We start from the raw sequence: 20,884 nt of genomic DNA on the forward strand, positions 1-20,884 counted from the left end.
ACAATTCAGATGGTTCCGGGAAAGTGTTTCGCGACTTTTTGGTCCAGATCAAGCGGCCGGTGACGGATCATGTCGTTATCCTCAAGCCGTTCCAGCACTTCCGGGTCAGCAGCGCTGATTTCATCGTAAAATTCCCGCAGGCCATCGAGCCCGTATTCGGTTTCCAGAAGGGTGATCAATTCGTACCTGTCTAGCGCACCGATCTTTCGCGGCCGATCCAGGCTGGCCTGGTACGAGCCGCGTTCGAGGCGGAAACGATAATGCGCCAGCCAATGCTCCCAATCCGGGGCGTGGCGATGACACAGATCGATCTGAGGAAGCTCGGTTCTGACTGGCAGAAACTCACCGTGCTGATAGAGGTTGTGGATACGGTCGCTCAGTTTTTTCAAACCGCCGCGTACGAACAGTTTGCCCTGAATGTGGCTCATGAAACCGGCCAGAACGTAAGTGCCGAAATTGGGATAGAGCGCTTCGACCAGCGCTTGTCGATTCTGACCTTCGGGAATGAACGCTTTGTAGAGGTCCTGGCCACCCGCCAGCGCCTCAATCGGGCGGACGCGGACGGCGGGGATGTCATCGGGAATGTCGCGCAGCAGGTCTGGGATCGGGGACATTGGCCACAAAAACTCATCGACATCGATATGTGCGACCCAGTCCAGATCAGTCCTGTTGTAGATCAAATTCGCATTCGAGGATTGTCGAACCTGATGTTTGTCCGGCCTCTCACGCCTGCGGCGCTTCCAGAACGCCGCATCGCAGGTACGCACCCGGATCCGGGGATGGTCGCGCAGGGCTGAGATGTCCCCCTGGACCGGCTCGTCCAGAAAGATGTGAATCCGGTCCGCGCCGATATCGAGGTGGTGGGCGGCAAAGCGCAGAATATCCTCACGCGGGGCGCGGATCGTGGACACAATCCCCCATGTGGTCACTTCTGGATTGCCCGCAGAGTCCGTCAGGTCATCATTTCCTTCGTCGCGGTCAGGCTCAGCTCGGGATAATCGCGGACGACCCGGTCGATGTCCCACAGCAGCCGCGTCAGATAGACGATATCTCCATCGTGATCATGGGCAATATGCTGCTTGTTGGCGTTGACGAATTTGTCGATCTCAACCTTGTTGCCACTGACCCAACGGGCCGAGGTGAACTGAGACGCCTCAAACCGCACAGGCAGGCCGTATTCCATCTCAATCCGGCTGGCGAGCACCTCGAATTGCAGCGCACCGACGACGCCGACGATGAAGCCCGACCCAATCGAAGGTTTGAATACCTTCGCGGCACCTTCCTCGGCGAACTGCATCAGGGCCTTTTCCAGATGCTTGGCCTTCAATGGGTCACCCGCGCGCACCGTTTGCAGCAATTCCGGTGCGAAGGAGGGGATGCCGGTTACCCGGATCGCCTCACCTTCGGTCAGCGTGTCGCCGATGCGCAACTGACCGTGGTTGGGAATGCCGATGATATCACCGGCCCAGGCTTCCTCGGCCAGTTCCCGGTCAGAGGCGAGGAACAGCACGGGGTTCGATATTGCCATCGGTTTCTTCGATCGCACATGCGTTAGCTTCATGCCGCGTTTGAAATGGCCCGAGGCCATGCGGACAAAGGCCACCCGGTCGCGGTGTTTGGGGTCCATATTGGCCTGCACCTTGAACACGAAACCGGCGACCTTCTTTTCATCGGGCGCGATCTGACGGGGCTCAGCCGACTGAACCTGCGGCTGCGGACCATAGGCGCCGATACCCTCCATCAGTTCCTTGACGCCAAACGAGTTGATGGCCGAACCAAACCAGATCGGGGTCATGTGCCCCTCAAGCACCGCCTGAGGGTCGAGCTTGGGCAGCAATTCGCGTGCCATCTCAACCTCTTCCAGCAGCTTATCCAGCAGTTCGGCAGGCACGTGCTCGGCCAGTTTGGGGTCGTCCAGCCCGTCGATCTGAATGCTCTCGGCCACCTTGTTGCGGTCGGCGCGGTCCATCAGCTCAAGCCGGTCGCGCAGCATGTCGTAGCAGCCGATGAAATCGCGACCCACGCCGATAGGCCACGCGGCTGGCGTGACGTCGATCGCCAGCATTTCCTGAATTTCGTCGATGATCTCGAACGTATCCCGGCTTTCGCGGTCCATCTTGTTACAGAAGGTCAGGATCGGCAGATCGCGCAGGCGGCAGACCTCGAACAGTTTCTGCGTCTGGCTTTCCACACCTTTCGCACCGTCAATGACCATGACGGCGGCGTCTACGGCTGTCAGGGTGCGATAGGTGTCTTCGGAGAAATCCGAGTGGCCGGGTGTGTCCACAAGATTGAACCGGAAGTTCCCGTAGTCGAATGACATGGCCGAGGCTGAGACCGAGATACCGCGATCTTTCTCCATCTGCATGAAGTCCGACCGCGTCCGCCGTGCCTCACCCTTGGCGCGTACCTGTCCAGCCATCTGGATCGCGCCGCCGTACAGCAGAAACTTTTCCGTCAGCGTCGTCTTACCCGCATCCGGGTGCGAGATGATAGCGAATGTCCGGCGACGAGCGATCTCGGGCGGCAGGGTGGGTTGGTTCGAAGTATCAAGCATAAGCGCGCGTATAGGCGGGGAATCCAACTGAGGCAAGACAAAGGGGGTGGTTCGAATCATGTGGCTGTGGCAATAAGAACATATAGTGAACAAAATATGGAGTGGACCAATGAATTTGAAAGAAATCGCGGACGAACTGGTTGCTGGATGCCGCGAGAACCGGGCCAAGGAGAACCTCGAGAAGCTTTATGCCTCGGATGCTGTTTCTGTTGAGGGACAGGATTTTGCGGGCATGGGGCGCGAGACGCACGGATTGGAAGCTATTCGTGGCAAGCACGAATGGTGGGAAGGCGCACATGAAGTATCGGGCGCGTCCGTCAGTGGCCCGTACCCGCATGGTGACGACCGCTTTGCCGTGATCTTTGAAGTGCAGGGCAAGGTGAGAGAAACCGGTGAGAGCTTTAATATGCGTGAGGTCGGTGTTTATCACGTCGCCGATGGCAAGATCGTGCGTGAAGAGTTCTTTTATTAATCCGCAAGATCCCATTCTGGCCTTCTTTGCCGGGCCGATGTTAGATGTGTGCCGAAGATAGGGAGGGTCAGAATGGACTTGGGAATTCGCGGAAAACGCGCGCTGGTTTGTGCCAGCAGCAAAGGCTTGGGATTGGGCTGTGCCGAGGCGTTGGCCGAAGCCGGCGTCGATCTTGTGATGAACGCGCGCGGAGCCGAAACGTTGGAGGCTGAAGCCACGCGTTTGCGATCATCATATGGCGTTGCCGTGCAGACAGTGGCTTGTGATGTTACCACACCAGAGGGTCAGGCCGAGGTGATAAGTGCTGCGCAGGGTGCTGATATCCTTGTCACAAACGCGGGTGGCCCTCCGCCCGGCATGTGGTCGGACTGGGAGCGTGATGATTTCATCAAAGCACTGGATGCCAATATGCTGACACCCATAGCTTTCATGAAGGCTCTGCTGCCGGGCATGATGGATAAGGGCTGGGGTCGCGTGGTGAATATCACCTCGCAGTCGGTACGCGCGCCGATTGCGGTGCTGGGCCTGTCAAATGCGGCGCGAACTGGATTAACCGGCTATGTTGCGGGCACATCGCGCCAGGTGGCACCACATGGCGTGACGATCAATAATCTGCTGCCAGGTATCCACGCCACCGACCGCGCGAACGCGCTGGATGGCGGGGTGTCAGAGCAGAAAGGTATTTCGATGGCCGAGGCACGGGCTGAACGCGCTGCAACCATCCCAGCGAGACGCTATGGCACGAGGGAAGAGTTTGGGGCGACCTGCGCGTTTCTATGCTCGCAACACGCCGGGTTCATTGTCGGGCAGAACATTTTGCTGGACGGTGGTGGCACCAATTTGACGATGTAGGTATGGCACAGAACTTTTCTCTGAAAGATCAGTTGTTCAACGCGGAAAAGGTAAGCTTTCTTGCGGGCTTGTTCGCCAATGCTGATTCCGATTTCAAAGAAGAAGCATTCGCGGCGAAAGTGATGTCGCGTTTGCCCGAGCTTGAACTGAAAGAGCGTATGGCGTGGATTGCAGAGTGTCTGCAAGAATCGGTGCCTGGCGATTTGCCGGCAGTGGCACCGATCATTCTGCGGGCGCTGCCGCCTCCGCTGGACCCCGCCAAAAGTGATGATGACTTCGGAGACTTTATCTTTGCGCCCTTGGGTGATTGGGTTTGTGCAATCGGCCTGGATCATCCCGCTTTGGCGCTGGATGTATTCGAAGAGCTGACCCAGAGATTTTCGATGGAATGGGCGATCCGCCCGTTCCTCAATCACCACTCCGAACTGGCCATGGCGCGGATGCAGGGCTGGTGCACCCATCCCAGCTATCACGTGCGTCGTCTGGTCAGCGAGGGCACGCGGCCGCGTTTACCGTGGGGGCAGGCCGTTGGCTTGGCAATGTCAGACCCATTGCCGTTATTGGACCGGTTGCACGGGGATCGGACGCGCTATGTGACGCGCTCGGTCGCCAATCATCTGAATGATATCACCAAGAAAGACCCCGATCTGGTGCTGGAACGTCTGCGGGATTGGGGCAAGGCAGGGCGGCAGGACAAGGATGAACTGAACTGGATGACATCTCATGCATTACGAGGCCTTGTGAAATCTGGGCATCCCAAGGCGATGAAGGTGCTTGGATACGATCCCGATGCAGATATTGCGGTTGAGATTCAGGTAAACGGCCCGGCCCGGATTGGTGAAGCGCTGGAGTTTGAAACCCGCCTGAGCGGCGCAGAAGATCAGCCAGTCTTGGTCGACTATATCGTTCATTTCCAACGACCTGGCGGAAAGATCTCACCCAAGGTTCACAAGTTGAAACAGGCCGCGCTTACAGGTGGTCAGTTGACACTTAGAAAGCGGCACAAGCTGAAGGGCAATGCAACAACATTCAAGTTGGTTCCTGGGCCGCATCGGTTAGAGATTCAAGTGAACGGCCGCGTGCACGCAGGCGTGGATTTCGATCTGCTCGCTTGAGCCCTGTCACGGTTTCGTCAGATCGGGCGCTGGTGGATTGCGTGGTGTGGATTGCTGCACTAGCTGCAAAAGACCAGTGACAAAAGGATTGCCCCGATGAAGCACGAGGCTGTGCAGAACTACTATGGTGAGGTGTTGCAAGGCAGCGCGGATTTGCAAACAAATGCCTGCTGTACTCCGGATGATATGCCGGATCACTTCAAGAAAATTCTGTCGCAAATTCATGATGATGTGCTGACACGTTACTATGGATGCGGGCTGATTGCTCCGTTGGATCTGGAGGGAATGCGTATCCTGGATCTGGGCTGTGGTGCGGGGCGCGATGTGTATGCTTTATCCGCGATGGTCGGTGAAAAGGGCCGTGTTGTCGGCGTTGACATGACGCCTGAGCAGCTCGACGTGGCGCGAGCGCATCAGGACCATCACGCGAAGGCATTCGGACATTCGGCCAGCAATGTCGAGTTTCACCACGGCTATATCGAAAAGCTGGATGAGCTGGACCTCGAACCGGGATCGTTCGATATCATCGTCTCAAACTGCGTGATCAATCTGGCGACCGACAAGGCTGCTGTGCTGCGTGGTACGCATCGGCTGCTAAAAGAGGGCGGAGAGATGTATTTCTCGGACGTCTACGCCGATCGCCGGGTGCCCAAGGCGATGGCCGAGGATGAGATCCTGTATGGCGAATGCCTGTCGGGTGCGCTCTATTGGAACGATTTTCTGTCGATGTCGCGTGCTGCCGGATTTGGCGATCCCCGTCGGGTGACGCATCGTCCTTTGACGATCGAAAACCCAATTCTTGAAGAACGGGTCGCACCGCTGAGCTTTATCTCGGCCACCTACCGTCTTTTCAAGCTGCCGGAGTTGGAGCCTGCGTGCGAGGATTACGGTCAGGCTGTGATCTACAAGGGCACAGTGCCGCATGCGCCGCATGAATTTGTACTGGATGACCACCATACGATCGAGGCCGGCAAAGTATTCCCGGTCTGTGGCAACACGTGGATGATGTTGCAAGACACCCGTTTTGCACGGTATTTTGAGTTCATCGGCGATTTTTCGACCCATTACGGGATTTTCGAAGGCTGCGGCGGGGATAGCCCGTTTGTTGTACAGGGCGAAGCTGCCTCGACCGGGTGCTGCTGATCCCTTGCGCCTGATGGGCGGGGTTGTTATCCCCGCCTAAGCCCGATGGAATTGATCGGGAAAGGCAATGGGGTCCATCGGTGACAGTGACGACAACTCCTCCTCGATTGGAAATCCGCAATCTGATTGCGCGCTTTGGCGGGCGGACGGTCGTGGATGATGTATCGTTGACCGTACACGCGGGGCAGGTGACTTGCCTGCTGGGGCCTTCGGGCTGCGGAAAGTCGACCACCTTGCGGATGATCGCGGGGGTCGAAATGCAGACCTCGGGCGAGATTTACGTCGATGGTAAGCTGATCTGTGACACGGTATTCCGCGTACCGCCCGAACGGCGCGAGATTGGGCTGATGTTTCAGGATTTTGCGCTGTTTCCACATCTCAGCGTAGCGGATAACGTCGCGTTCGGCCTGAAAGGCAGCAAAGAGCAGAAACGCGCGCGGGTCGAGGAACTGCTGACCAAGGTCGATCTGATGCGGTTCATCGATGGATTTCCGCATCAGTTATCTGGGGGTGAGCAGCAGCGGGTTGCTCTGGCCCGTGCTTTGGCCCCACGTCCGCGGATCATGCTGATGGATGAGCCGTTCTCGGGCCTCGATAACCGTCTGCGCGACGGCATTCGGGACGAAACGCTCGCAGTCCTCAAAGAAGAGGACGCTGCTGTTCTGTTGGTCACGCATGAGCCGGACGAGGCGATGCGAATGGCTGATGAAATCGCGCTGATGCGGCGCGGCAAGATTGTGCAGCAGGGGGCGCCATACAATGTCTATACCCGGCCTGCAGACAAGGCAGCAGTTTCGTTTTTTAGTGATATCAATGTGTTGAAGGCTCAAGTTAATGGTGCGTTGGCGCATACTCCGTTTGGCCGTTTTCTTGCGCCCGGTGTGCCGGACGCGACCGATGTTGAAATCGTGTTTCGACCCCAGCACGTCAAGCTGGACTTCGACCGCAATGGCAAAGGGCCTGCGCCGACGCCGACAGACGGCATTGCCGCCCGAGGCGTGGTTGAGCGTGCTCGGTTTTTGGGAAATGAAAGCCTTGTCGAGTTTCGCATGGACTATGATGGCTCGATCCTGAAGGCGACGGTCCCGAACGTCTTTGTGCCCAAAGAGGGCCGTGTCATGTGGCTGACCATTCGCCGCGACCGGTGTTTTGTATTCCCGGCCTGACGCTCAAATCCTGCATTTTCATCCAAGTGGTGCGTGAAAGCCTCAGATTGCGCATGTGCATTGCTTGTCGCAGCGCTGAGGCGGGTCTATCAAGGGCAAAACGAGGGGTGGACCGGGCATGCGAATTCTTCTGACCAATGATGACGGCATCAATGCGCCGGGACTGATTGTACTTGAAGCGATCGCGGCTGAACTGGCCGGTCCCGATGGCGAGGTCTGGGTCGTCGCGCCTGCCTTTGAACAGTCGGGCGTGGGCCATTGCATCAGCTATACCCACCCGATGATGGTCGCCAAACTGGGCGAGCGTCGCTATGCCGCCGAAGGGTCTCCGGCGGATTGCGTGTTAGCCGGTTTGCACGACGTTATGAAGGACGCACCGCCCGATCTGGTGTTGTCAGGGGTGAACCGGGGCAACAACTCGGCTGAAAACACGCTGTATTCGGGTACAATCGGCGGCGCGATAGAGGCGGCGTTGCAAGGTGTGCCCGCGATTGCCTTGTCGCAATATTTCGGGCCGCGCAATCTGGGGCTGGACGATCCGTTTGAGGCGGCTGCCAAATTTGGGGCCGATCTGGTGCGCCGCATTCTTGATGCGACACCCGAGCAGCAGGGCGACTATCGTCTGTTCTATAATGTGAATTTCCCTCCGGTTCCCGCAGATGAGGTGCTGGGTACGCGCGTGGCCCCGCAGGGGTACCGACGCGATACACATTTCTCTGTCGAGCCGCACAGCTCGCCTTCGGGTCGCCGGTTCCTTTGGATTAAGGGCGGGTATCAACATAACCCGACTGCTCCGGGCACGGATGCGGCGGTCAATCTGGAAGGATATATCTCGGTCACTCCGATGCGCGCTGATCTGACAGCATATGACACGCTCGAGGCGCTAAAGGTCATCGAATGACTGGACCAAGCGCAGAAACCATAATGCAGTTCCTGTTTGCCCTGCGCTCGCGCGGGGTAACGGATGCACGTGTGCTGGCGGCGATGGAGCAGGTTGACCGGGGGCAGTTTGTCAAAGGCCTGTTCGCGGACCGGGCCTATGAGGACACTCCACTGCCTATTGCCTGTGGCCAGACCATCAGCCAGCCTTCGGTTGTGGGGCTGATGACGCAGGCGCTGCAGGTGCGTCCGCGTGATACGGTTCTAGAGGTCGGCACCGGCTCGGGCTATCAGGCGGCGATCCTGTCCAAGCTGGCGCGCCGGGTCTACACGGTTGAGCGGCACAAGAGGCTGGTGCGCGAAACGGGAGAACTGTTCCGTGAGCTGGGGCTGACGAATGTGACCGCGATGCTGTCGGATGGATCGTTTGGCCTGTCCGAACAGGCCCCGTTTGACCGTATCATTGTGACCGCGGCCGCCGAAGATCCTCCGGGGCCGCTCTTGGCGCAGTTGAAAATCGGCGGTATCATGGTGTTACCCGTAGGCCAATCGGACGCGGTGCAGACCCTAATCCGGGTCACGCGCACTGAAACCGGTCTGGACTATGACGAATTGTTGCCGGTCCGTTTTGTGCCCTTGCTTGAGGGGCTGGGAAAAGACGGAGCGTGAAGGTATATTAGAGGCGCCAGAACCCCGGAGAACAGGGGCAGGTGTTGAGGACAGTAAAATGAGAGCAGTTTCCAAATCAGCAATGCGCCGCTATGCGACAGGTGTTGCCGCGCTGGCAATTCTGGCCGGGTGTGAAGGGCCATATGACTATGACCTGCGCGGCAATGTCGGCGGGTTCTCCACTGCAGATGCCGCCCTTGCAGCGACCGCCAACCGCCCGACGCCGGATGCGCGTGGCGTGATCACCTATCCGAACTATCAGGTCGCGGTAGCCCGCCGTGGGGATACAGTTGGCGATGTCGCCACCCGGATCGGCATGCCGGTGGCCGAATTGGCCCGGTTTAACGGATTGCAGCCAAATGACAGCCTGCGTGACGGTGAAGTTCTGGCCTTGCCGCGCTCGGTCGGTGGGACGAGCAATGTTGATATTGCGACCATTGCCGGAACCGCGATTGACGAGGCACCGGACACAGGATCTGTACAGACATCGACATTGGAGCCCGCGCAACCTGCTGCGGCTCCGGCACCGGTTGCTACGGGGCCTGAGCCGATCCGGCACAAGGTCAAGCGGGGTGAGACAGCCTATACAATTTCGCGCCTCTATCAGGTGCCTGTGGAGTCTCTGGCAGAATGGAACGGTTTGGGACCAGATTTTATGGTGCGCGAAGACCAGTACCTGTTGATCCCGGTCAAGAATCAACCGGCACCTCGGGCAGCAGCGCCGGCCGCCACGGCAACTGCGGTAACCCAACCGGGGGAAGGCTCACCAACTCCTACGCCGCCGAGCGCGACGCAGCCATTGCCGGATGAGAAAGTTGCCGCGGCAACGCCTGCGCCGGATATCACAGCCGAGGCCCCGACCAATTCGAGAAGCTCGGCGCTGGCAAGCCCGGTGAGCGGCACCATCATTCGGACCTACAAGAAGGGTAAGAATGAGGGGATAGATATCGCCGCAGCGCCAGGCGCGTCGGTCAGTGCGGCCGAGGCAGGCACGGTCGCCGCGATCACCGCGGATGCGGATCAGGTTCCGATCATCGTTGTGAAACACAACAATGACTTGCTGACTGTTTATGCCAATGTCGACAATATCACCATCAAGAAAGGTGATCGGGTGCGACGGGGACAAAAGATCGCCTCGCTTCGCGGGGGCGACAATGCATATGTGCACTTCGAAGTGCGCAAAGGGTTCGAGTCGGTTGATCCCGAGCCTTACCTGAAGTGACCGAAATGGCCCGTTCCGGGCCATGCCTCCGGCGGAGGTATTTGGGGCCAGTTGAAGGACGGATCACGCATTGGGATCGTAGTCGCTGAGCCGTTTACCCGGTTCGTCAGTAAAGAGTTCCGGCAGAGGCGTGACGTTTTCTATCAGGTCGATGCGGAAGACGCGGAAGTCGTTGCGCAGCTCGCACCAGGCAGTCAGTGTCCAGACACGGCCCCAGTATTCCATATGTAGCGGTCGGATGGTGCGTTCGGTCAGCGCGCCGTCAATGCGACGGTAGCTGAGCTGCAATTTCTGGCGCGATTTGATCGCGGCGCGGATCGGGGCCATATGTGCCATTCCGCGTACGACATCAGCGAAGGGATAGACCGCGAATTTCCAGCTGTCGGCCTCGGCAATGACCTGCGTGGGCAAGACGGCGTCGATTTTCTCGGCCAGAGATTCCGCGGCGGATTTAAGATCGGGATCGGCGGCTTCGGCCACGATCGCCATGCCGAGGTTCAGAGCCTCAAGCTCGGCGGGTGTCAGGTTTAGCGGGGGCAGAGTGATCTGTTCGCGTACCATGTAACCTACGCCGCGTTCGCCTTCTACAGGAACGCCCGAGGCCACTAACGTGTCCATATCGCGATAGATCGTACGGACCGACACCTCAAGTCGGTCCGCGATGTCCTGCGCGCGGTGCAAGTTACCATCGCGCAGGATCTGTATGATGTCGAACAGGCGGTCAGTGCGGCGCATGACACGCCGTCTGAGCCGCCCTTAGGCGGTCATGTTCCATAGCACGGTCTCGTGACGCATCTGGGCGCTGTCGGGGTTGATTGCCGCCATCAGAGCGGGTGCAAAATCCTGTTGCATGAATGCAGCAGCGGCATCCTTTGCGGATTTCATATCGGTCCAGACGACATAGTCGGTCCAGCGGCCATCTTCGCCATGGCTTAGCTGGCGGTGGGTAAAGCCGGGAGCCGCGCGGACGAAGGCTTCGGAGGCTTGGCTTAGCCTGACGAACTGTTCGGGCTTTGTGCCGTCGGCAAGGGTAAAGGTGACGATTTCTGCGACATGGGTCATGTGGTTCTCCGTAGACCAGGTTTCGATATCGTCCTTCTAGGTGATATCAACTGACATAAACCTGTCAGTTGAGAAATGCGAGTCCGCAAAAAACGCATGATCCGTTCAATTTTGCGCGCGGATTTGATCTGTCGCACTTTTGCTGATGCCCGTACGGGCGTAGACACGGGGCCAGACATATTCACGGCGCGCTGCGCCGACGTAGAAGGAGACAAGTCATGCTCAACAATATTGGCCTTCCGGGTATCCTGCTGATTGCTGTTGTGGTTCTCGTCCTGTTTGGACGCGGCAAGATCAGTTCGCTGATGGGCGAAGTGGGTAAAGGCATTACCTCGTTCAAAAAAGGCATCAAGGAAGGTTCGGAAGAGCTGGAACAAGACGCGTCTGAGCTGGCCAAAGACGTCACGCCTGAGACTGACAAAGACAAGGTCTGAGCCTAGATGTTTGATCTGGGCTGGACCGAGCTTCTGGTCATCGGCATCGTCGCGTTGATCGTGGTGGGGCCAAAGGACCTGCCTGTGCTGTTCCGCAATGTCGGACGGTTCGTCGGAAAGGCGCGCGGCATGGCGCGCGAATTCAGCACTGCAATGAACGAGGCTGCGGACGAAGCAGGCGTCAATGAGATCAAGAAGGGCCTGAACGCGGCGACCAACCCGGTTAGTACAGCGATGGACGGGATCAACGAAGCCGCGCGCGACGTGGCCAAATCCATCGACCCAACCAAGTTCGACCCTGACAGCGAGACCGGCAAGCTGGCCACCGAGCGAGCAGAGCAAGCCAAGAAGATCCAAGCCACAACGGCCCGCGCTGCCGCTGAACGCAAAGCCAAGGAAGCCGCGGATGCGCTGGCCAAGGCGGAAGAGGCCGAAGCAGCGCTGAAAACCGAAAGCAAAACATGACCAAGACCGACGAGATCGAGGACAGCTCGGCACCCCTGATCGAGCACCTGGCCGAGCTACGTACGCGGCTGATCCACTGCGTTGTGGCGTTTCTGATCGGTATGATCATCTGTTTCACCGTGGCCACGCCACTGTTCAATTTCCTCACGCAACCGCTATGTGAGGTGCTGACCGAGCGTGGACAGGATTGCGGGCTGATCTTCATCTCGCCGCAGGAAGGGTTCTTTGTAGCCATCAAGGTTTCGCTGCTGGGCGGGTTCATTCTGGCCTTTCCCTATATCGGAATGCAGATGTGGAGGTTCGTGGCGCCGGGCCTGTATAAATCGGAAAAGAACGCGTTTCTGCCGTTCATGCTGGCCTCTCCCTTCATGTTCCTGCTGGGCGCAAGCTTCGCTTTTTATGTGGTCACGCCACTGGCCTATGACTTCTTCCTCGGTTTCCAGCAATTTGGAGCGGAAGGGGAAGCTGTAGCAGAAGGCGCAACCGCACCTTTGAGCGTGGTGTTTCAGGGTTCGGCGCAGGAATATCTCAACCTGACCATCAAGTTCATCGTTGCCTTTGGCCTGTGCTTTCAATTGCCCGTATTGCTGACACTGATGGGTAAGGCCGGACTTGTCAGTGCCGAAGGTCTGGGGGCAGTGCGTAAATATGCGGTGGTAGGCATTCTGGTGTTGGCTGCGATTGTCACACCGCCGGACGTGATCACCCAGATCATCCTCTTTGTCGTAGTTTACGGGCTCTATGAGATTTCAATATTCCTGGTCGCCCGTGTCGAGAAGAAGCGCGAAGAACAGTTGCGCGCCGATGGATACTACGACGATGAAGAGGCCGAAGCCGACGCAGACGTGATGCAGGATTACGAAGAGAACAAGTAACCTGTTCCAATAGCTTTAAAGGCGCGCCCAAGGTAGGCGCGCCTTTTTCAATTGCTACTCTTGTTGTGTTGATCGGAACATGGTTGAACTCCGCCAGAACATCCCGGAGGAGCCGATGGACGACCAAGCCCTGAATCGCATTGCGGACGCGTTGGAACGCATGGCGCCCGCGCCGCTGGCGAAACCTGATTTCAACGCGGCCCCGGCTTTCGTCTGGCATGTCGAGCCTGACCGGCTGGAACCCGTCACACAGGTCAATCGGGTCGACCTTGATCTATTGGTGGGGATCAACCGCTCCCGCGATACGTTGCTGGACAACACGCGCCGCTTTGCTGCGGGTTACAAGGCTAATAACGCGCTCTTGTGGGGCGCGCGCGGAATGGGGAAATCCAGCCTCGTCAAAGCGGTGCACGGTACGTTGCAGGATGAGCATCCTGACCTGAAACTGGTCGAATTGCAGCGCGAGGATATGGGCTCGGTCGCGCGTTTGCTGAACCACCTGCGTGCCGCGCCGCACAGGTTCATCCTGTTTTGCGATGATTTGTCGTTCAGCCACGATGATCAGCATTACAAATCGCTCAAGGCCGTGCTGGACGGCGGTATCGAAGGTCGCCCGGAAAACGTTGTGTTCTACGCCACATCAAACCGCCGCCACCTGATGCCGCGCGACATGATCGAAAACGAACGCTCCAGCGCCATTAATCCGTCCGAGGCGGTCGAGGAGAAGGTCTCACTCTCTGACCGTTTCGGCCTGTGGCTGGGGTTCCACCCCTGCGATCAGGACGAATATCTAGCGATGATCGATCGCTACTGCGCCGCTCATGGCGTCAAGGTTGATCCCGAAACTCTGCGCGCCGAAGCCATCGAGTGGCAAGCCACCCGGGGGGCGCGCTCGGGCCGCGTCGCCTGGCAATTCTTCGTCGACCTCGCCGGGCGAAACGGCGTCCATATCGGTTAGTCCGCCCGCTTCATCTGGCCAGAAATACCTCCGCCGGAGGCATGGCCCGTCAGGGCCATTCTCACAACAGTGCTATAATCCGCGCCGCCTCATCCGCAGTGCTGGTTAATACATCCCGATCCTCACCGGGATGGAAACGCGCACGTACGGCGGTCGGCATCGGTGCAGGCACAACAATCGACACGCGCGGTCCCGTCCGCGCGGTCTCGGTCGCCCAACTGCGAGCCAGCGCCATCTGCGCCGCTTTGGTGGAGCCGTAGATGCCATAGAACTTCTCGCCTGCCTTCGGGTCATCGAAGAACACGGCATGGCCAGTTTCGCCCAACAAAGGCGCGACATACGGGATCAGAACCGAGGTGGCGTTTGCATTGATGCTGACTGCCTTGTTCCATTCCTTCGGATCAACGAAATGCACTGGCGTCAGGGCTGAGGTATGGATTGCAGTATGCAACCACAAATCGATCTTGCCCCAGCGATCGTGAATGCCCCGGCACAGGGTCGCCATCGCATTGGGATCGGTGATGTCCATGGGGGCCAGAGTGGCCGAGCCACCCTTTGCCTGGATGCGGTCATCCAGCTCTTCCAGCCCGCCCTGAGTGCGAGCGACAGCGACGATGTGATAGTCGGGGGCCAGCGCTTCGGCCAGCGCCGCGCCCAACCCACGAGAAGCCCCGGTGATAAGGGCGATTTTGGTCTGATCGGTCATGAGGGGGGTTTGAACCTGCACGCGCAGGGCGTCAAGTCAGGATCAGCTGCCGGGGATGTCGATCCTTCGGTTCTGGCCGCTTTGTCGCAGCACAACACCATTTTCATCAATGGCGACGACCTTACCCGGGCCGACACGACTGCCGGGTTTCACTTTCTTAATGCGCCCCGACGACATGCGGACCAGGGCTTGCAGGTCCGCCTTGGGCCCAAAAATGCCCAATACCGAGACCGCGTTCTTCTTGAGCGCTCCCGCCTGTGTGGCGGCGCTTTTCACCGTTGCGTTTGCCATGATCTGTGGCCGAGCTGCGCGCCCGGACCCCGTTTTGTGAGTGGTTTTCGGCATTCGGGTAACACGGGATTTGCCGGACCAAAAGGCCGGCAGCACTCGGTTCGGAGCGGTTCGAATGCCGCATACCGAACCCGTTGCAAATGCAGCCTGTTCAGCAATAGGTTGTCGGCGGATTCTGACCTATGGCGGCTAGCGCAAGTCTCTTGGCCGACGCCTCAGGACAAAGCGATTCGCCCGATCACCCCGAGGCAAGTTTCGCCGCGTTCCACGAACTGCCGACCACCTGCATATCTTCACGCTTCTTGCTGACCCGACTGCTGTTTTCTAGGCTGCCCAGATATTCCTCATCGACGCCGGTGACGTAGTTGCCGTCAAAGCAGGAACAGTCAAAGGCTTCGATCTCGGGGTTGCCTTCCTTGGCAGCCCAGATCAGATCGTCGAGATGTTGGTAGAACAGCGCATCCGCACCCAGTTCTTCGCGAATCTCCTCGATCTCTTTGCCATTCGCGACAAGCTCGTGTCGGGTGGGCATATCGATGCCATAGACATTGGGGTATTTCACCGGGGGCGAGGCGCTGGCGATGTAGACCTTTTTGGCGCCGGCCTCACGGCACATCTGGACGATCTTTTTGATTGTATTGCCGCGCACGATCGAATCATCGATCAGCAGTACGTTATGACCGTCAAACTCCAAAGGCACCGCGTTCAGTTTGCGACGCACGGATTTCTGCCGTTCTTCCTGGCCCGGCATGATGAAGGTGCGGCCAACATAACGGTTCTTCACAAGCCCCTCGCGATAGGGAATGCCTGTGATCTTTGCGGCCTCAAGCGCGACAGGGCGGGCGCTATCTGGCACAGGGATGATCCGGTCGATCTCAAGTCCCGAGTCCTGAATTTGCTTGGCCAGCGTCTGCCCCATGCGCATCTGGGTTTTGTAAACCGACACCCCATCCAGCAGCGAATCTGGTCGGGCCAGATAGACATACTCGAAGATGCAGGGCGTCAGTTTACCTTCAACGGCCTGGAACTCGTGCATATTGCCGTCGAGGTCGATAAGGATCGCCTCGCCGGGACCTAGGTCGCGCAGCTTGTCAAAACCGTTGATGCCGAATGCCACATCTTCGGACGCAAAGGCATAATCATCGCCGTCACCAGTTGCAGCACGCTTGGCAACAGACAAAGGTCGGATGCCGTAAGGATCGCGGAAGGCCAGCATCCCTACGCCCGCGACGAGGCAGATCACCGAATACGCCCCCTGAACCCGCTCCATCGTCATTTTGACACCGGCAAACAGGTTGCGGATCGGATCAGCATTACCATTGACCTTGATCGCATCAGCGACCTTGTCGGCCAGTACGTTCAGAAGGACCTCTGAATCCGAAGTTGTGCGCAGGTGACGGCTGTATTTGGCAGTTACCTTTTCGCGCTGTTCTTCGGTATTGGTGATGTTGCCGTTGTGAACCAGATAGATGCCATAAGGCGCGTTCACGAAAAATGGTTGCGCCTCGGCCGCGCTGAGCGAGCCAGCGGTTGGATAGCGGACATGGCCCATGCCGACCTTTCCCAACAGGGTTTCGGCGTCACTGGCATTGAACACGTCTTTGACGAGACCATTTGCTTTCTTCTCACGGAAGAACTCGCCGTTGTAGGTGACGATCCCCGAGGCGTCCTGACCTCGGTGCTGAAGCATCAGCAAGCCGTCATAGATTTCCGCAAAGACATCATGTGTCCGGCTTGCGATCCCCAAAATCCCACACATACACGGGCTCCAATTTCTATGACTTGCTTAGGATGGCGTTCAGGTCGGATCGGGTGCGGACGGGTATCTGAATGGTGTGTTTTGGTCCGTTTGCACGGGACTCAGGCACAAGCACGAAAGCGGCTAGCGCATAAGAAAACAGATACAGCAAGGTCGGCAGCTCCGATTCCATGTCGGTATGGCCTCCACATAATGCCAAACGATGCGTGTGTCATCAAAGGATCACATTCGCGATTTGACGCAGGTGCGAATTGTACACGCCGCGGGTTTAGGATGACAAATGTACAGACCTATGCTGTCATATCATTACGAAGGTTTTTTTGCATGCAGTCCGGCAATACCTGGTGGAGCAGACGCCATGTGGCAACACAAGCAAAACACACCGAAGGACAAACCTGTCAAGCGGCGTTGCCACCGATGTCGTGGGGCAGGGCGCGCACCCTGCGAGATCTGCAAGGGAACCGGTGAAGTGATCAAGAGCCGAGACCAGTATGGCAAGCCGATCTCAAGCCGATGTGACGGATGCTTTGGCCTGAAGACCATCCGTTGCAATATTTGTGGTGGCGAAGGGTTTATCTGATTTTTCCGAACCAAACGCAAAAAAGCCCGGCTGAAACCGGGCTTCTCGTTGGAATTTGGTTTGATTAGCCCTCAGAGGCGTTGTCGGCGGTGCAGCTTGCGACCAGCTCTTCGTACTGGGCGGTAACCCAACCCAGCGCCGCCTCGGGGTTTTGTTCTTCGATCTGTCCGCTGAACTGTTCGAACACTTTGGCAGAGCGGCTTTCATCAACCATGGTATAAGACTGGCCGGTCATCACCGTGTCGTAGACAAAGAACGCGATGGCAACCAACAGGATGCCGCGGGCGATGCCGAAGAAGAAGCCAAGCGCCTGATCCAGCCCACCAAGCGCGGAACGCTGCACCAGTGAAGAGAATAGCGGCGTGAAGATGCTGACTACGATCAGTGCAATGGCGAAGACGGCGGCAAAGCCGGTAATCACCGAAAGCTCACAACTGTCGCGCAGGAATTCACCGACCACTGGCACTTCTTTGACCAGCGGCACAGCCTGCGGCGCAAAGATGAATGCTAGAACTGCCGCGGCGACCCAACCTGCGATGGCCAAAACCTCGCGCATGAAACCGCGCGAATAGGCCAGCAAGCCCGACAGCACGATGATCAGGGCCACAGCCCCGTCAATTATTGTAAAACCTTCCATGGCCCTCGCCTGTTCGTTTTCTGCCCCTCAAGGCGCGACTTTACCCTGCTCCGAAGGTTTCGCCAACAAACCCCACCAAATCAGAGGGTCGGGTGAGTGTCAGACCTGCCACAGTGCCAGTTTTGCCACCTGCCGGAGCAATTGCCGCTGTGAAACCAAGTTTTTGCGCTTCTTTCAACCTGTTTTCGGTCTGCGGGGCTGGTCTAAGTGCCCCGGATAGCGAGATTTCTCCGAAAACGACCGTATCGGCAGGCAGGGCGGTGTCTTCACGAGCGCTGAGCAGTGCAGCAGCAACGGCGAGGTCAGCGGCGGGTTCGCTGACTTTCAGCCCTCCGGCGACGTTCAGATAGACATCGAGCCCGGCAAAGGGGATGCCGCAGCGTGCTTCGAGCACTGCAAGGATCATGGCGAGCCGCCCGCTATCCCATCCGACAACTGTGCGGCGGGGCTGGGAATGGGGGGACGGCGCCACCAGTGCTTGCAATTCGACCAGCACGGGGCGGGTGCCTTCGATACCTGCGAACACGGCGGAACCTGGGCTGGGCTTACCGCGTTCCGATAGGAACAGGGCCGAGGGGTTGGTGACTTGCGCCAGCCCTTTGCCGGTCATTTCGAAGACGCCGATCTCATCCGCTGGGCCAAAGCGGTTCTTAACGGCGCGCAGGATGCGGAACTGGTGCCCGCGTTCGCCTTCGAAGTAAAGCACGGTGTCGACCATATGTTCGACTACACGGGGGCCAGCGATCTGGCCTTCTTTGGTGACGTGGCCAACCATGATGATCGATACGCCGTGGCGTTTTGCAAATGTCGTCAGCTCATGCGCTGCGGCGCGCACCTGCGACACCGAGCCCGGCGCGCTGTCGACATTGTCGGCCCACATCGTCTGGATCGAGTCGATGATGGCGAGGCCGGGTTTTTCTGCCTCTAGCGTCGTGAGGATGTCCCGAAGGTTGGTTTCAGCGGCCAATTGCACTGGCGACTCTTCCAGACCTAACCGGCGCGCGCGCATCCTAACCTGCGCGCTGGCCTCTTCGCCCGAGACGTAGATGGTTTTGACACCTTTGCGGGCAAAACGTGCGGCGGCCTGTAGCAACAGGGTGGACTTGCCAATACCGGGGTCTCCGCCCACCAGCAGGGCCGATGCAGGGACAAGGCCGCCGCCGAGGACACGGTCCAATTCTTCAACACCACAGAGGGTGCGGGGCGGGGGTGTTTCTTCGGTCGAGAGGTCGGTGAGCGCGATTGACTGGCCGCGTTTGCCGCCGAGGGATTTCTTGGCTGGTCCAGCCGAGAGCGGGGCTTCCTGAACGATGGTGTTCCACTCGCCGCAGCCGTCGCAGCGGCCTGACCATCGTGTATGTGAGGCACCGCAGGCGGAGCAGGTGAAGGATTGTGTCTTTGCCATGTCGCCCTTGGTGCCCGAGGAAGGGCGGTTCTTCAAGCCCTTGCGGGCTTTCCTCACCGCCGGTGGCGCGCCACGTCCTCAGGCCCTGCGGGCCATCGTCCGCTGCGGGCGCTAGACGCGCCTATTCCGCGGCGCGCGGCGGGGTCATCGCGACGACGCTGGCAGGTTTGGATTCGTCGGTCGAAGATTGCAATTGCGCCGACAGCTCGGGCAGCAGGTCAAACAATTCGTCCCTGAGGCGCGCGAGCTGGGATTTGGCGATGGATTCTTCGATTTCTATATCGCGGGTCCATTGGCGCAGCTCGTGCTGGATGATTTGGGCTTCCTCGATGCGCTGCTGGAATTGTTCGACCTCTTCCTGACGTTGCCGCAGGAAGGCACGGGCGCGTTCGACCTTTGTGTCCCCATAGGTCTCGGCCAGGTCCTGGCTGATCTGGCTCATCTGAGCAGCCAGTTCCAGCACCTGCGGTTCGAGCCCCTGCAAATCGGGGTGATCGCGCAGGAAGGCCATGCGCTCTTTCACCGCGTCGAATTCGGAGGCCAGCGCAAAGGCGCCGCTGCGGTCGGCGGCATGGGCGACCTGATAGGCCCCGGCCACGTCCTGCATATTCATTGTGAACTTACGATGGGTGTTTTCAAGCGCCATCATGCGGGCGTTCGATGGCAGATAGAAGACCAGCATCAGGATCAGGGCGGTCAATCCGGCCTGAACATATACGCCTGCGTCAATCGTTGCACCGTTACTGAGACCGGCCTGCAACGAGAGCCAGGGCAGGATGCCAATCGCGGATAAAATGGTGGTCGTCACCGCGAACAATGCTGCGGCGCAGATAAGGAAAAAAGTGAGCCTTAATAAGGTATTCTGAAATTGCAATGTTATTGTGTGGAGGGCGGCCATGATCGTCGTTCTCCTTCTTCAACCGGTACAAAACCGGGCCGAAGCGGAAGGTTAAACAGACGCGAAGTGATCCGCTACGGACCCGAAAACTACAAAATTTACTGCTCGAAATATAAAGATGATACTCAGAAATCTGTTTTCAATCAATCAGGTCTGAGGTTTTCGTGATCCAAATGTCATCTCTGTAATGTGGCCTAAGGCCAGCGAGGCCAGAATGCAGCCGGTAAACAGATAGAGACCCCACGCAGTTTCGATCGTGGCGTATGAGATGCCTTTGGCCAGTGTGATGTAGAGCGCGATGAGGAAGATATCGGCCATCGCAAGCTTGCCGAGTGTGTTCAGTGCGGGTTGGACGCGCGGGTCCAGCAGGTTCCATTGGATCAGCGCGGTCCCGATGGTTTTGATGTAGGGCGCGAAGAGGGCAAAGATGGTGACGATCAGCGCGAGGAAGATGTCGGATTTCCACAAGGATTGGAGCCCGGTAATGACGCTGATTTCGCTGAGGCCAAAGATCGGGAGGAGCCCGGCGCGCATCAGCGGGGCGAACCACGCGATGGGGTAGAGGATCAGGAGGGAGAGGGTGGCGAGGCGGAGGGTCATGCTACACAGATAAAGGGGTTTATTTGATCCTAACAAGTGGGTTACCCAGACAATCCTTTTCAACGGAGTTCGTTGCACTATCGAAGTATTCAGAGTCCCAGAAATCGATTGAGAAATACGAAAGCATAGACCACCAAAG

General features: G+C 58.2%; 24 protein-coding genes. 12 read left to right on the plus strand and 12 right to left on the minus strand.

Going from position 1 to position 20,884, the window contains the following annotated elements; translation table 11 throughout:
* Positions 1 to 5: 5 nt before the first annotated feature.
* Both ACR0NM_RS04295 and ACR0NM_RS04300 read right to left on the minus strand, forming a co-directional pair.
* Positions 6 to 911, minus strand: a complete 906-nt coding sequence (locus ACR0NM_RS04295) for a glycosyltransferase family 2 protein (RefSeq protein ID WP_480613377.1) — start codon at positions 909 to 911, stop codon at positions 6 to 8.
* 41 nt (positions 912 to 952) lie between these two features.
* Positions 953 to 2,557: a peptide chain release factor 3 gene (locus ACR0NM_RS04300; RefSeq protein ID WP_480613379.1), complete on the minus strand. Its 1,605-nt coding sequence runs from the start codon at positions 2,555 to 2,557 to the stop codon at positions 953 to 955.
* A gap of 109 nt (positions 2,558 to 2,666) precedes the next feature.
* Between ACR0NM_RS04300 and ACR0NM_RS04305 the strand changes: the two genes are divergently transcribed.
* From ACR0NM_RS04305 to ACR0NM_RS04340, 8 genes are all read left to right on the plus strand, one after another.
* A complete protein-coding gene (locus tag ACR0NM_RS04305; RefSeq protein WP_480613381.1) occupies positions 2,667 to 3,029 on the plus strand; it encodes a SnoaL-like domain-containing protein in 363 nt (120 codons plus the stop codon).
* A gap of 72 nt (positions 3,030 to 3,101) precedes the next feature.
* The gene (locus tag ACR0NM_RS04310; protein ID WP_170396789.1) at positions 3,102 to 3,881 is read left to right on the plus strand and encodes an SDR family oxidoreductase; all 780 of its coding nucleotides are present in this window, start codon (positions 3,102 to 3,104) and stop codon (positions 3,879 to 3,881) included.
* A 2-nt stretch (positions 3,882 to 3,883) separates the two neighbouring features.
* Positions 3,884 to 4,996 (plus strand): hypothetical protein, encoded by a 1,113-nt coding sequence (locus ACR0NM_RS04315; RefSeq protein WP_480613383.1) that lies wholly within the window; start codon positions 3,884 to 3,886, stop codon positions 4,994 to 4,996.
* Positions 4,997 to 5,092: 96 nt separating this feature from the next.
* Positions 5,093 to 6,139 carry a methyltransferase domain-containing protein gene (locus ACR0NM_RS04320; protein ID WP_480613385.1) on the plus strand — a complete coding sequence of 349 codons (1,047 nt, stop codon included), beginning with the start codon at positions 5,093 to 5,095 and terminating at the stop codon, positions 6,137 to 6,139.
* A gap of 80 nt (positions 6,140 to 6,219) precedes the next feature.
* On the plus strand, positions 6,220 to 7,305 hold the full coding sequence (locus tag ACR0NM_RS04325) for an ABC transporter ATP-binding protein (RefSeq protein WP_170396795.1): 1,086 nt from the start codon (positions 6,220 to 6,222) through the stop codon (positions 7,303 to 7,305).
* 118 nt (positions 7,306 to 7,423) lie between these two features.
* Positions 7,424 to 8,206, plus strand: a complete 783-nt coding sequence (gene surE, locus ACR0NM_RS04330) for a 5'/3'-nucleotidase SurE (protein WP_480613387.1) — start codon at positions 7,424 to 7,426, stop codon at positions 8,204 to 8,206.
* Positions 8,203 to 8,853 (plus strand): protein-L-isoaspartate(D-aspartate) O-methyltransferase, encoded by a 651-nt coding sequence (locus ACR0NM_RS04335; protein ID WP_170509978.1) that lies wholly within the window; start codon positions 8,203 to 8,205, stop codon positions 8,851 to 8,853. The genes surE and ACR0NM_RS04335 overlap by 4 nt, the downstream gene beginning before the upstream one ends.
* A 58-nt stretch (positions 8,854 to 8,911) precedes the next feature.
* Positions 8,912 to 10,075, plus strand: coding sequence for a peptidoglycan DD-metalloendopeptidase family protein (locus ACR0NM_RS04340; protein ID WP_480613389.1), 1,164 nt, complete (start codon positions 8,912 to 8,914; stop codon positions 10,073 to 10,075).
* A gap of 63 nt (positions 10,076 to 10,138) precedes the next feature.
* On the opposite strand, the gene ACR0NM_RS04345 is transcribed toward ACR0NM_RS04340, so the two are convergent.
* Both ACR0NM_RS04345 and ACR0NM_RS04350 read right to left on the minus strand, forming a co-directional pair.
* On the minus strand, positions 10,139 to 10,810 hold the full coding sequence (locus tag ACR0NM_RS04345; protein WP_170406161.1) for a helix-turn-helix transcriptional regulator: 672 nt from the start codon (positions 10,808 to 10,810) through the stop codon (positions 10,139 to 10,141).
* 21 nt (positions 10,811 to 10,831) lie between these two features.
* Complete coding sequence (locus ACR0NM_RS04350; RefSeq protein ID WP_170406158.1) at positions 10,832 to 11,137, minus strand: hypothetical protein; 306 nt, start codon at positions 11,135 to 11,137, stop codon at positions 10,832 to 10,834.
* 218 nt (positions 11,138 to 11,355) lie between these two features.
* Between ACR0NM_RS04350 and ACR0NM_RS04355 the strand changes: the two genes are divergently transcribed.
* The 4 genes from ACR0NM_RS04355 to ACR0NM_RS04370 all read left to right on the plus strand — a co-directional run bounded on the left by ACR0NM_RS04355 (position 11,356) and on the right by ACR0NM_RS04370 (position 13,869).
* Complete coding sequence (locus tag ACR0NM_RS04355; RefSeq protein ID WP_010440381.1) at positions 11,356 to 11,571, plus strand: twin-arginine translocase TatA/TatE family subunit; 216 nt, start codon at positions 11,356 to 11,358, stop codon at positions 11,569 to 11,571.
* A gap of 6 nt (positions 11,572 to 11,577) precedes the next feature.
* Positions 11,578 to 12,036 carry a Sec-independent protein translocase protein TatB gene (gene tatB, locus ACR0NM_RS04360; protein WP_170396807.1) on the plus strand — a complete coding sequence of 153 codons (459 nt, stop codon included), beginning with the start codon at positions 11,578 to 11,580 and terminating at the stop codon, positions 12,034 to 12,036.
* Positions 12,033 to 12,911 (plus strand): twin-arginine translocase subunit TatC, encoded by an 879-nt coding sequence (gene tatC / locus ACR0NM_RS04365; protein ID WP_170396809.1) that lies wholly within the window; start codon positions 12,033 to 12,035, stop codon positions 12,909 to 12,911. The genes tatB and tatC overlap by 4 nt, the downstream gene beginning before the upstream one ends.
* Before the next feature lie 115 nt (positions 12,912 to 13,026).
* A complete protein-coding gene (locus tag ACR0NM_RS04370) occupies positions 13,027 to 13,869 on the plus strand; it encodes an ATP-binding protein (RefSeq protein WP_480613391.1) in 843 nt (280 codons plus the stop codon).
* A gap of 61 nt (positions 13,870 to 13,930) precedes the next feature.
* On the opposite strand, the gene ACR0NM_RS04375 is transcribed toward ACR0NM_RS04370, so the two are convergent.
* The 8 genes from ACR0NM_RS04375 to ACR0NM_RS04410 all read right to left on the minus strand — a co-directional run bounded on the left by ACR0NM_RS04375 (position 13,931) and on the right by ACR0NM_RS04410 (position 20,745).
* Positions 13,931 to 14,575, minus strand: a complete 645-nt coding sequence (locus tag ACR0NM_RS04375) for an SDR family NAD(P)-dependent oxidoreductase (RefSeq protein WP_480613393.1) — start codon at positions 14,573 to 14,575, stop codon at positions 13,931 to 13,933.
* A 42-nt stretch (positions 14,576 to 14,617) separates the two neighbouring features.
* Positions 14,618 to 14,866 carry a hypothetical protein gene (locus tag ACR0NM_RS04380; RefSeq protein WP_170396813.1) on the minus strand — a complete coding sequence of 83 codons (249 nt, stop codon included), beginning with the start codon at positions 14,864 to 14,866 and terminating at the stop codon, positions 14,618 to 14,620.
* Between the two features lie 238 nt (positions 14,867 to 15,104).
* The gene (gene purF / locus ACR0NM_RS04385) at positions 15,105 to 16,625 is read right to left on the minus strand and encodes an amidophosphoribosyltransferase (protein ID WP_170396815.1); all 1,521 of its coding nucleotides are present in this window, start codon (positions 16,623 to 16,625) and stop codon (positions 15,105 to 15,107) included.
* Between the two features lie 16 nt (positions 16,626 to 16,641).
* Positions 16,642 to 16,797: a hypothetical protein gene (locus ACR0NM_RS04390; protein WP_170396817.1), complete on the minus strand. Its 156-nt coding sequence runs from the start codon at positions 16,795 to 16,797 to the stop codon at positions 16,642 to 16,644.
* 472 nt (positions 16,798 to 17,269) lie between these two features.
* Positions 17,270 to 17,842 carry a CvpA family protein gene (locus ACR0NM_RS04395; protein ID WP_170396819.1) on the minus strand — a complete coding sequence of 191 codons (573 nt, stop codon included), beginning with the start codon at positions 17,840 to 17,842 and terminating at the stop codon, positions 17,270 to 17,272.
* Between the two features lie 40 nt (positions 17,843 to 17,882).
* Positions 17,883 to 19,247, minus strand: coding sequence for a DNA repair protein RadA (gene radA / locus ACR0NM_RS04400; protein WP_170406458.1), 1,365 nt, complete (start codon positions 19,245 to 19,247; stop codon positions 17,883 to 17,885).
* Between the two features lie 121 nt (positions 19,248 to 19,368).
* Entirely contained in the window at positions 19,369 to 20,055 is a 687-nt protein-coding gene (locus tag ACR0NM_RS04405; RefSeq protein WP_480613395.1) for a DNA repair protein, read from the minus strand.
* 237 nt (positions 20,056 to 20,292) lie between these two features.
* Entirely contained in the window at positions 20,293 to 20,745 is a 453-nt protein-coding gene (locus tag ACR0NM_RS04410; protein WP_170421959.1) for a paraquat-inducible protein A, read from the minus strand.
* Positions 20,746 to 20,884: the final 139 nt, after the last annotated feature.

This window comes from Ruegeria sp. AF2 (assembly GCF_056542025.1).

Excerpts from the sequence above, each read along its gene's own strand:
- ACR0NM_RS04300 (WP_480613379.1), bottom strand. The coding sequence starts at position 2,557 with ATGCTTGATACTTCGAACCAACCCACCCTGCCGCCCGAGATCGCTCGT.
- ACR0NM_RS04305 (WP_480613381.1), top strand. The coding sequence starts at position 2,667 with ATGAATTTGAAAGAAATCGCGGACGAACTGGTTGCTGGATGCCGCGAG.
- ACR0NM_RS04310 (WP_170396789.1), top strand. The coding sequence starts at position 3,102 with ATGGACTTGGGAATTCGCGGAAAACGCGCGCTGGTTTGTGCCAGCAGC.
- ACR0NM_RS04315 (WP_480613383.1), top strand. The coding sequence starts at position 3,884 with ATGGCACAGAACTTTTCTCTGAAAGATCAGTTGTTCAACGCGGAAAAG.
- ACR0NM_RS04320 (WP_480613385.1), top strand. The coding sequence starts at position 5,093 with ATGAAGCACGAGGCTGTGCAGAACTACTATGGTGAGGTGTTGCAAGGC.
- surE (WP_480613387.1), top strand. The coding sequence starts at position 7,424 with ATGCGAATTCTTCTGACCAATGATGACGGCATCAATGCGCCGGGACTG.
- ACR0NM_RS04335 (WP_170509978.1), top strand. The coding sequence starts at position 8,203 with ATGACTGGACCAAGCGCAGAAACCATAATGCAGTTCCTGTTTGCCCTG.
- ACR0NM_RS04340 (WP_480613389.1), top strand. The coding sequence starts at position 8,912 with ATGAGAGCAGTTTCCAAATCAGCAATGCGCCGCTATGCGACAGGTGTT.
- ACR0NM_RS04345 (WP_170406161.1), bottom strand. The coding sequence starts at position 10,810 with ATGCGCCGCACTGACCGCCTGTTCGACATCATACAGATCCTGCGCGAT.
- ACR0NM_RS04350 (WP_170406158.1), bottom strand. The coding sequence starts at position 11,137 with ATGACCCATGTCGCAGAAATCGTCACCTTTACCCTTGCCGACGGCACA.
- ACR0NM_RS04355 (WP_010440381.1), top strand. The coding sequence starts at position 11,356 with ATGCTCAACAATATTGGCCTTCCGGGTATCCTGCTGATTGCTGTTGTG.
- tatB (WP_170396807.1), top strand. The coding sequence starts at position 11,578 with ATGTTTGATCTGGGCTGGACCGAGCTTCTGGTCATCGGCATCGTCGCG.
- tatC (WP_170396809.1), top strand. The coding sequence starts at position 12,033 with ATGACCAAGACCGACGAGATCGAGGACAGCTCGGCACCCCTGATCGAG.
- ACR0NM_RS04370 (WP_480613391.1), top strand. The coding sequence starts at position 13,027 with ATGGACGACCAAGCCCTGAATCGCATTGCGGACGCGTTGGAACGCATG.
- ACR0NM_RS04375 (WP_480613393.1), bottom strand. The coding sequence starts at position 14,575 with ATGACCGATCAGACCAAAATCGCCCTTATCACCGGGGCTTCTCGTGGG.
- ACR0NM_RS04380 (WP_170396813.1), bottom strand. The coding sequence starts at position 14,866 with ATGGCAAACGCAACGGTGAAAAGCGCCGCCACACAGGCGGGAGCGCTC.
- purF (WP_170396815.1), bottom strand. The coding sequence starts at position 16,625 with ATGTGTGGGATTTTGGGGATCGCAAGCCGGACACATGATGTCTTTGCG.
- ACR0NM_RS04390 (WP_170396817.1), bottom strand. The coding sequence starts at position 16,797 with ATGGAATCGGAGCTGCCGACCTTGCTGTATCTGTTTTCTTATGCGCTA.
- ACR0NM_RS04395 (WP_170396819.1), bottom strand. The coding sequence starts at position 17,842 with ATGGAAGGTTTTACAATAATTGACGGGGCTGTGGCCCTGATCATCGTG.
- radA (WP_170406458.1), bottom strand. The coding sequence starts at position 19,247 with ATGGCAAAGACACAATCCTTCACCTGCTCCGCCTGCGGTGCCTCACAT.
- ACR0NM_RS04410 (WP_170421959.1), bottom strand. The coding sequence starts at position 20,745 with ATGACCCTCCGCCTCGCCACCCTCTCCCTCCTGATCCTCTACCCCATC.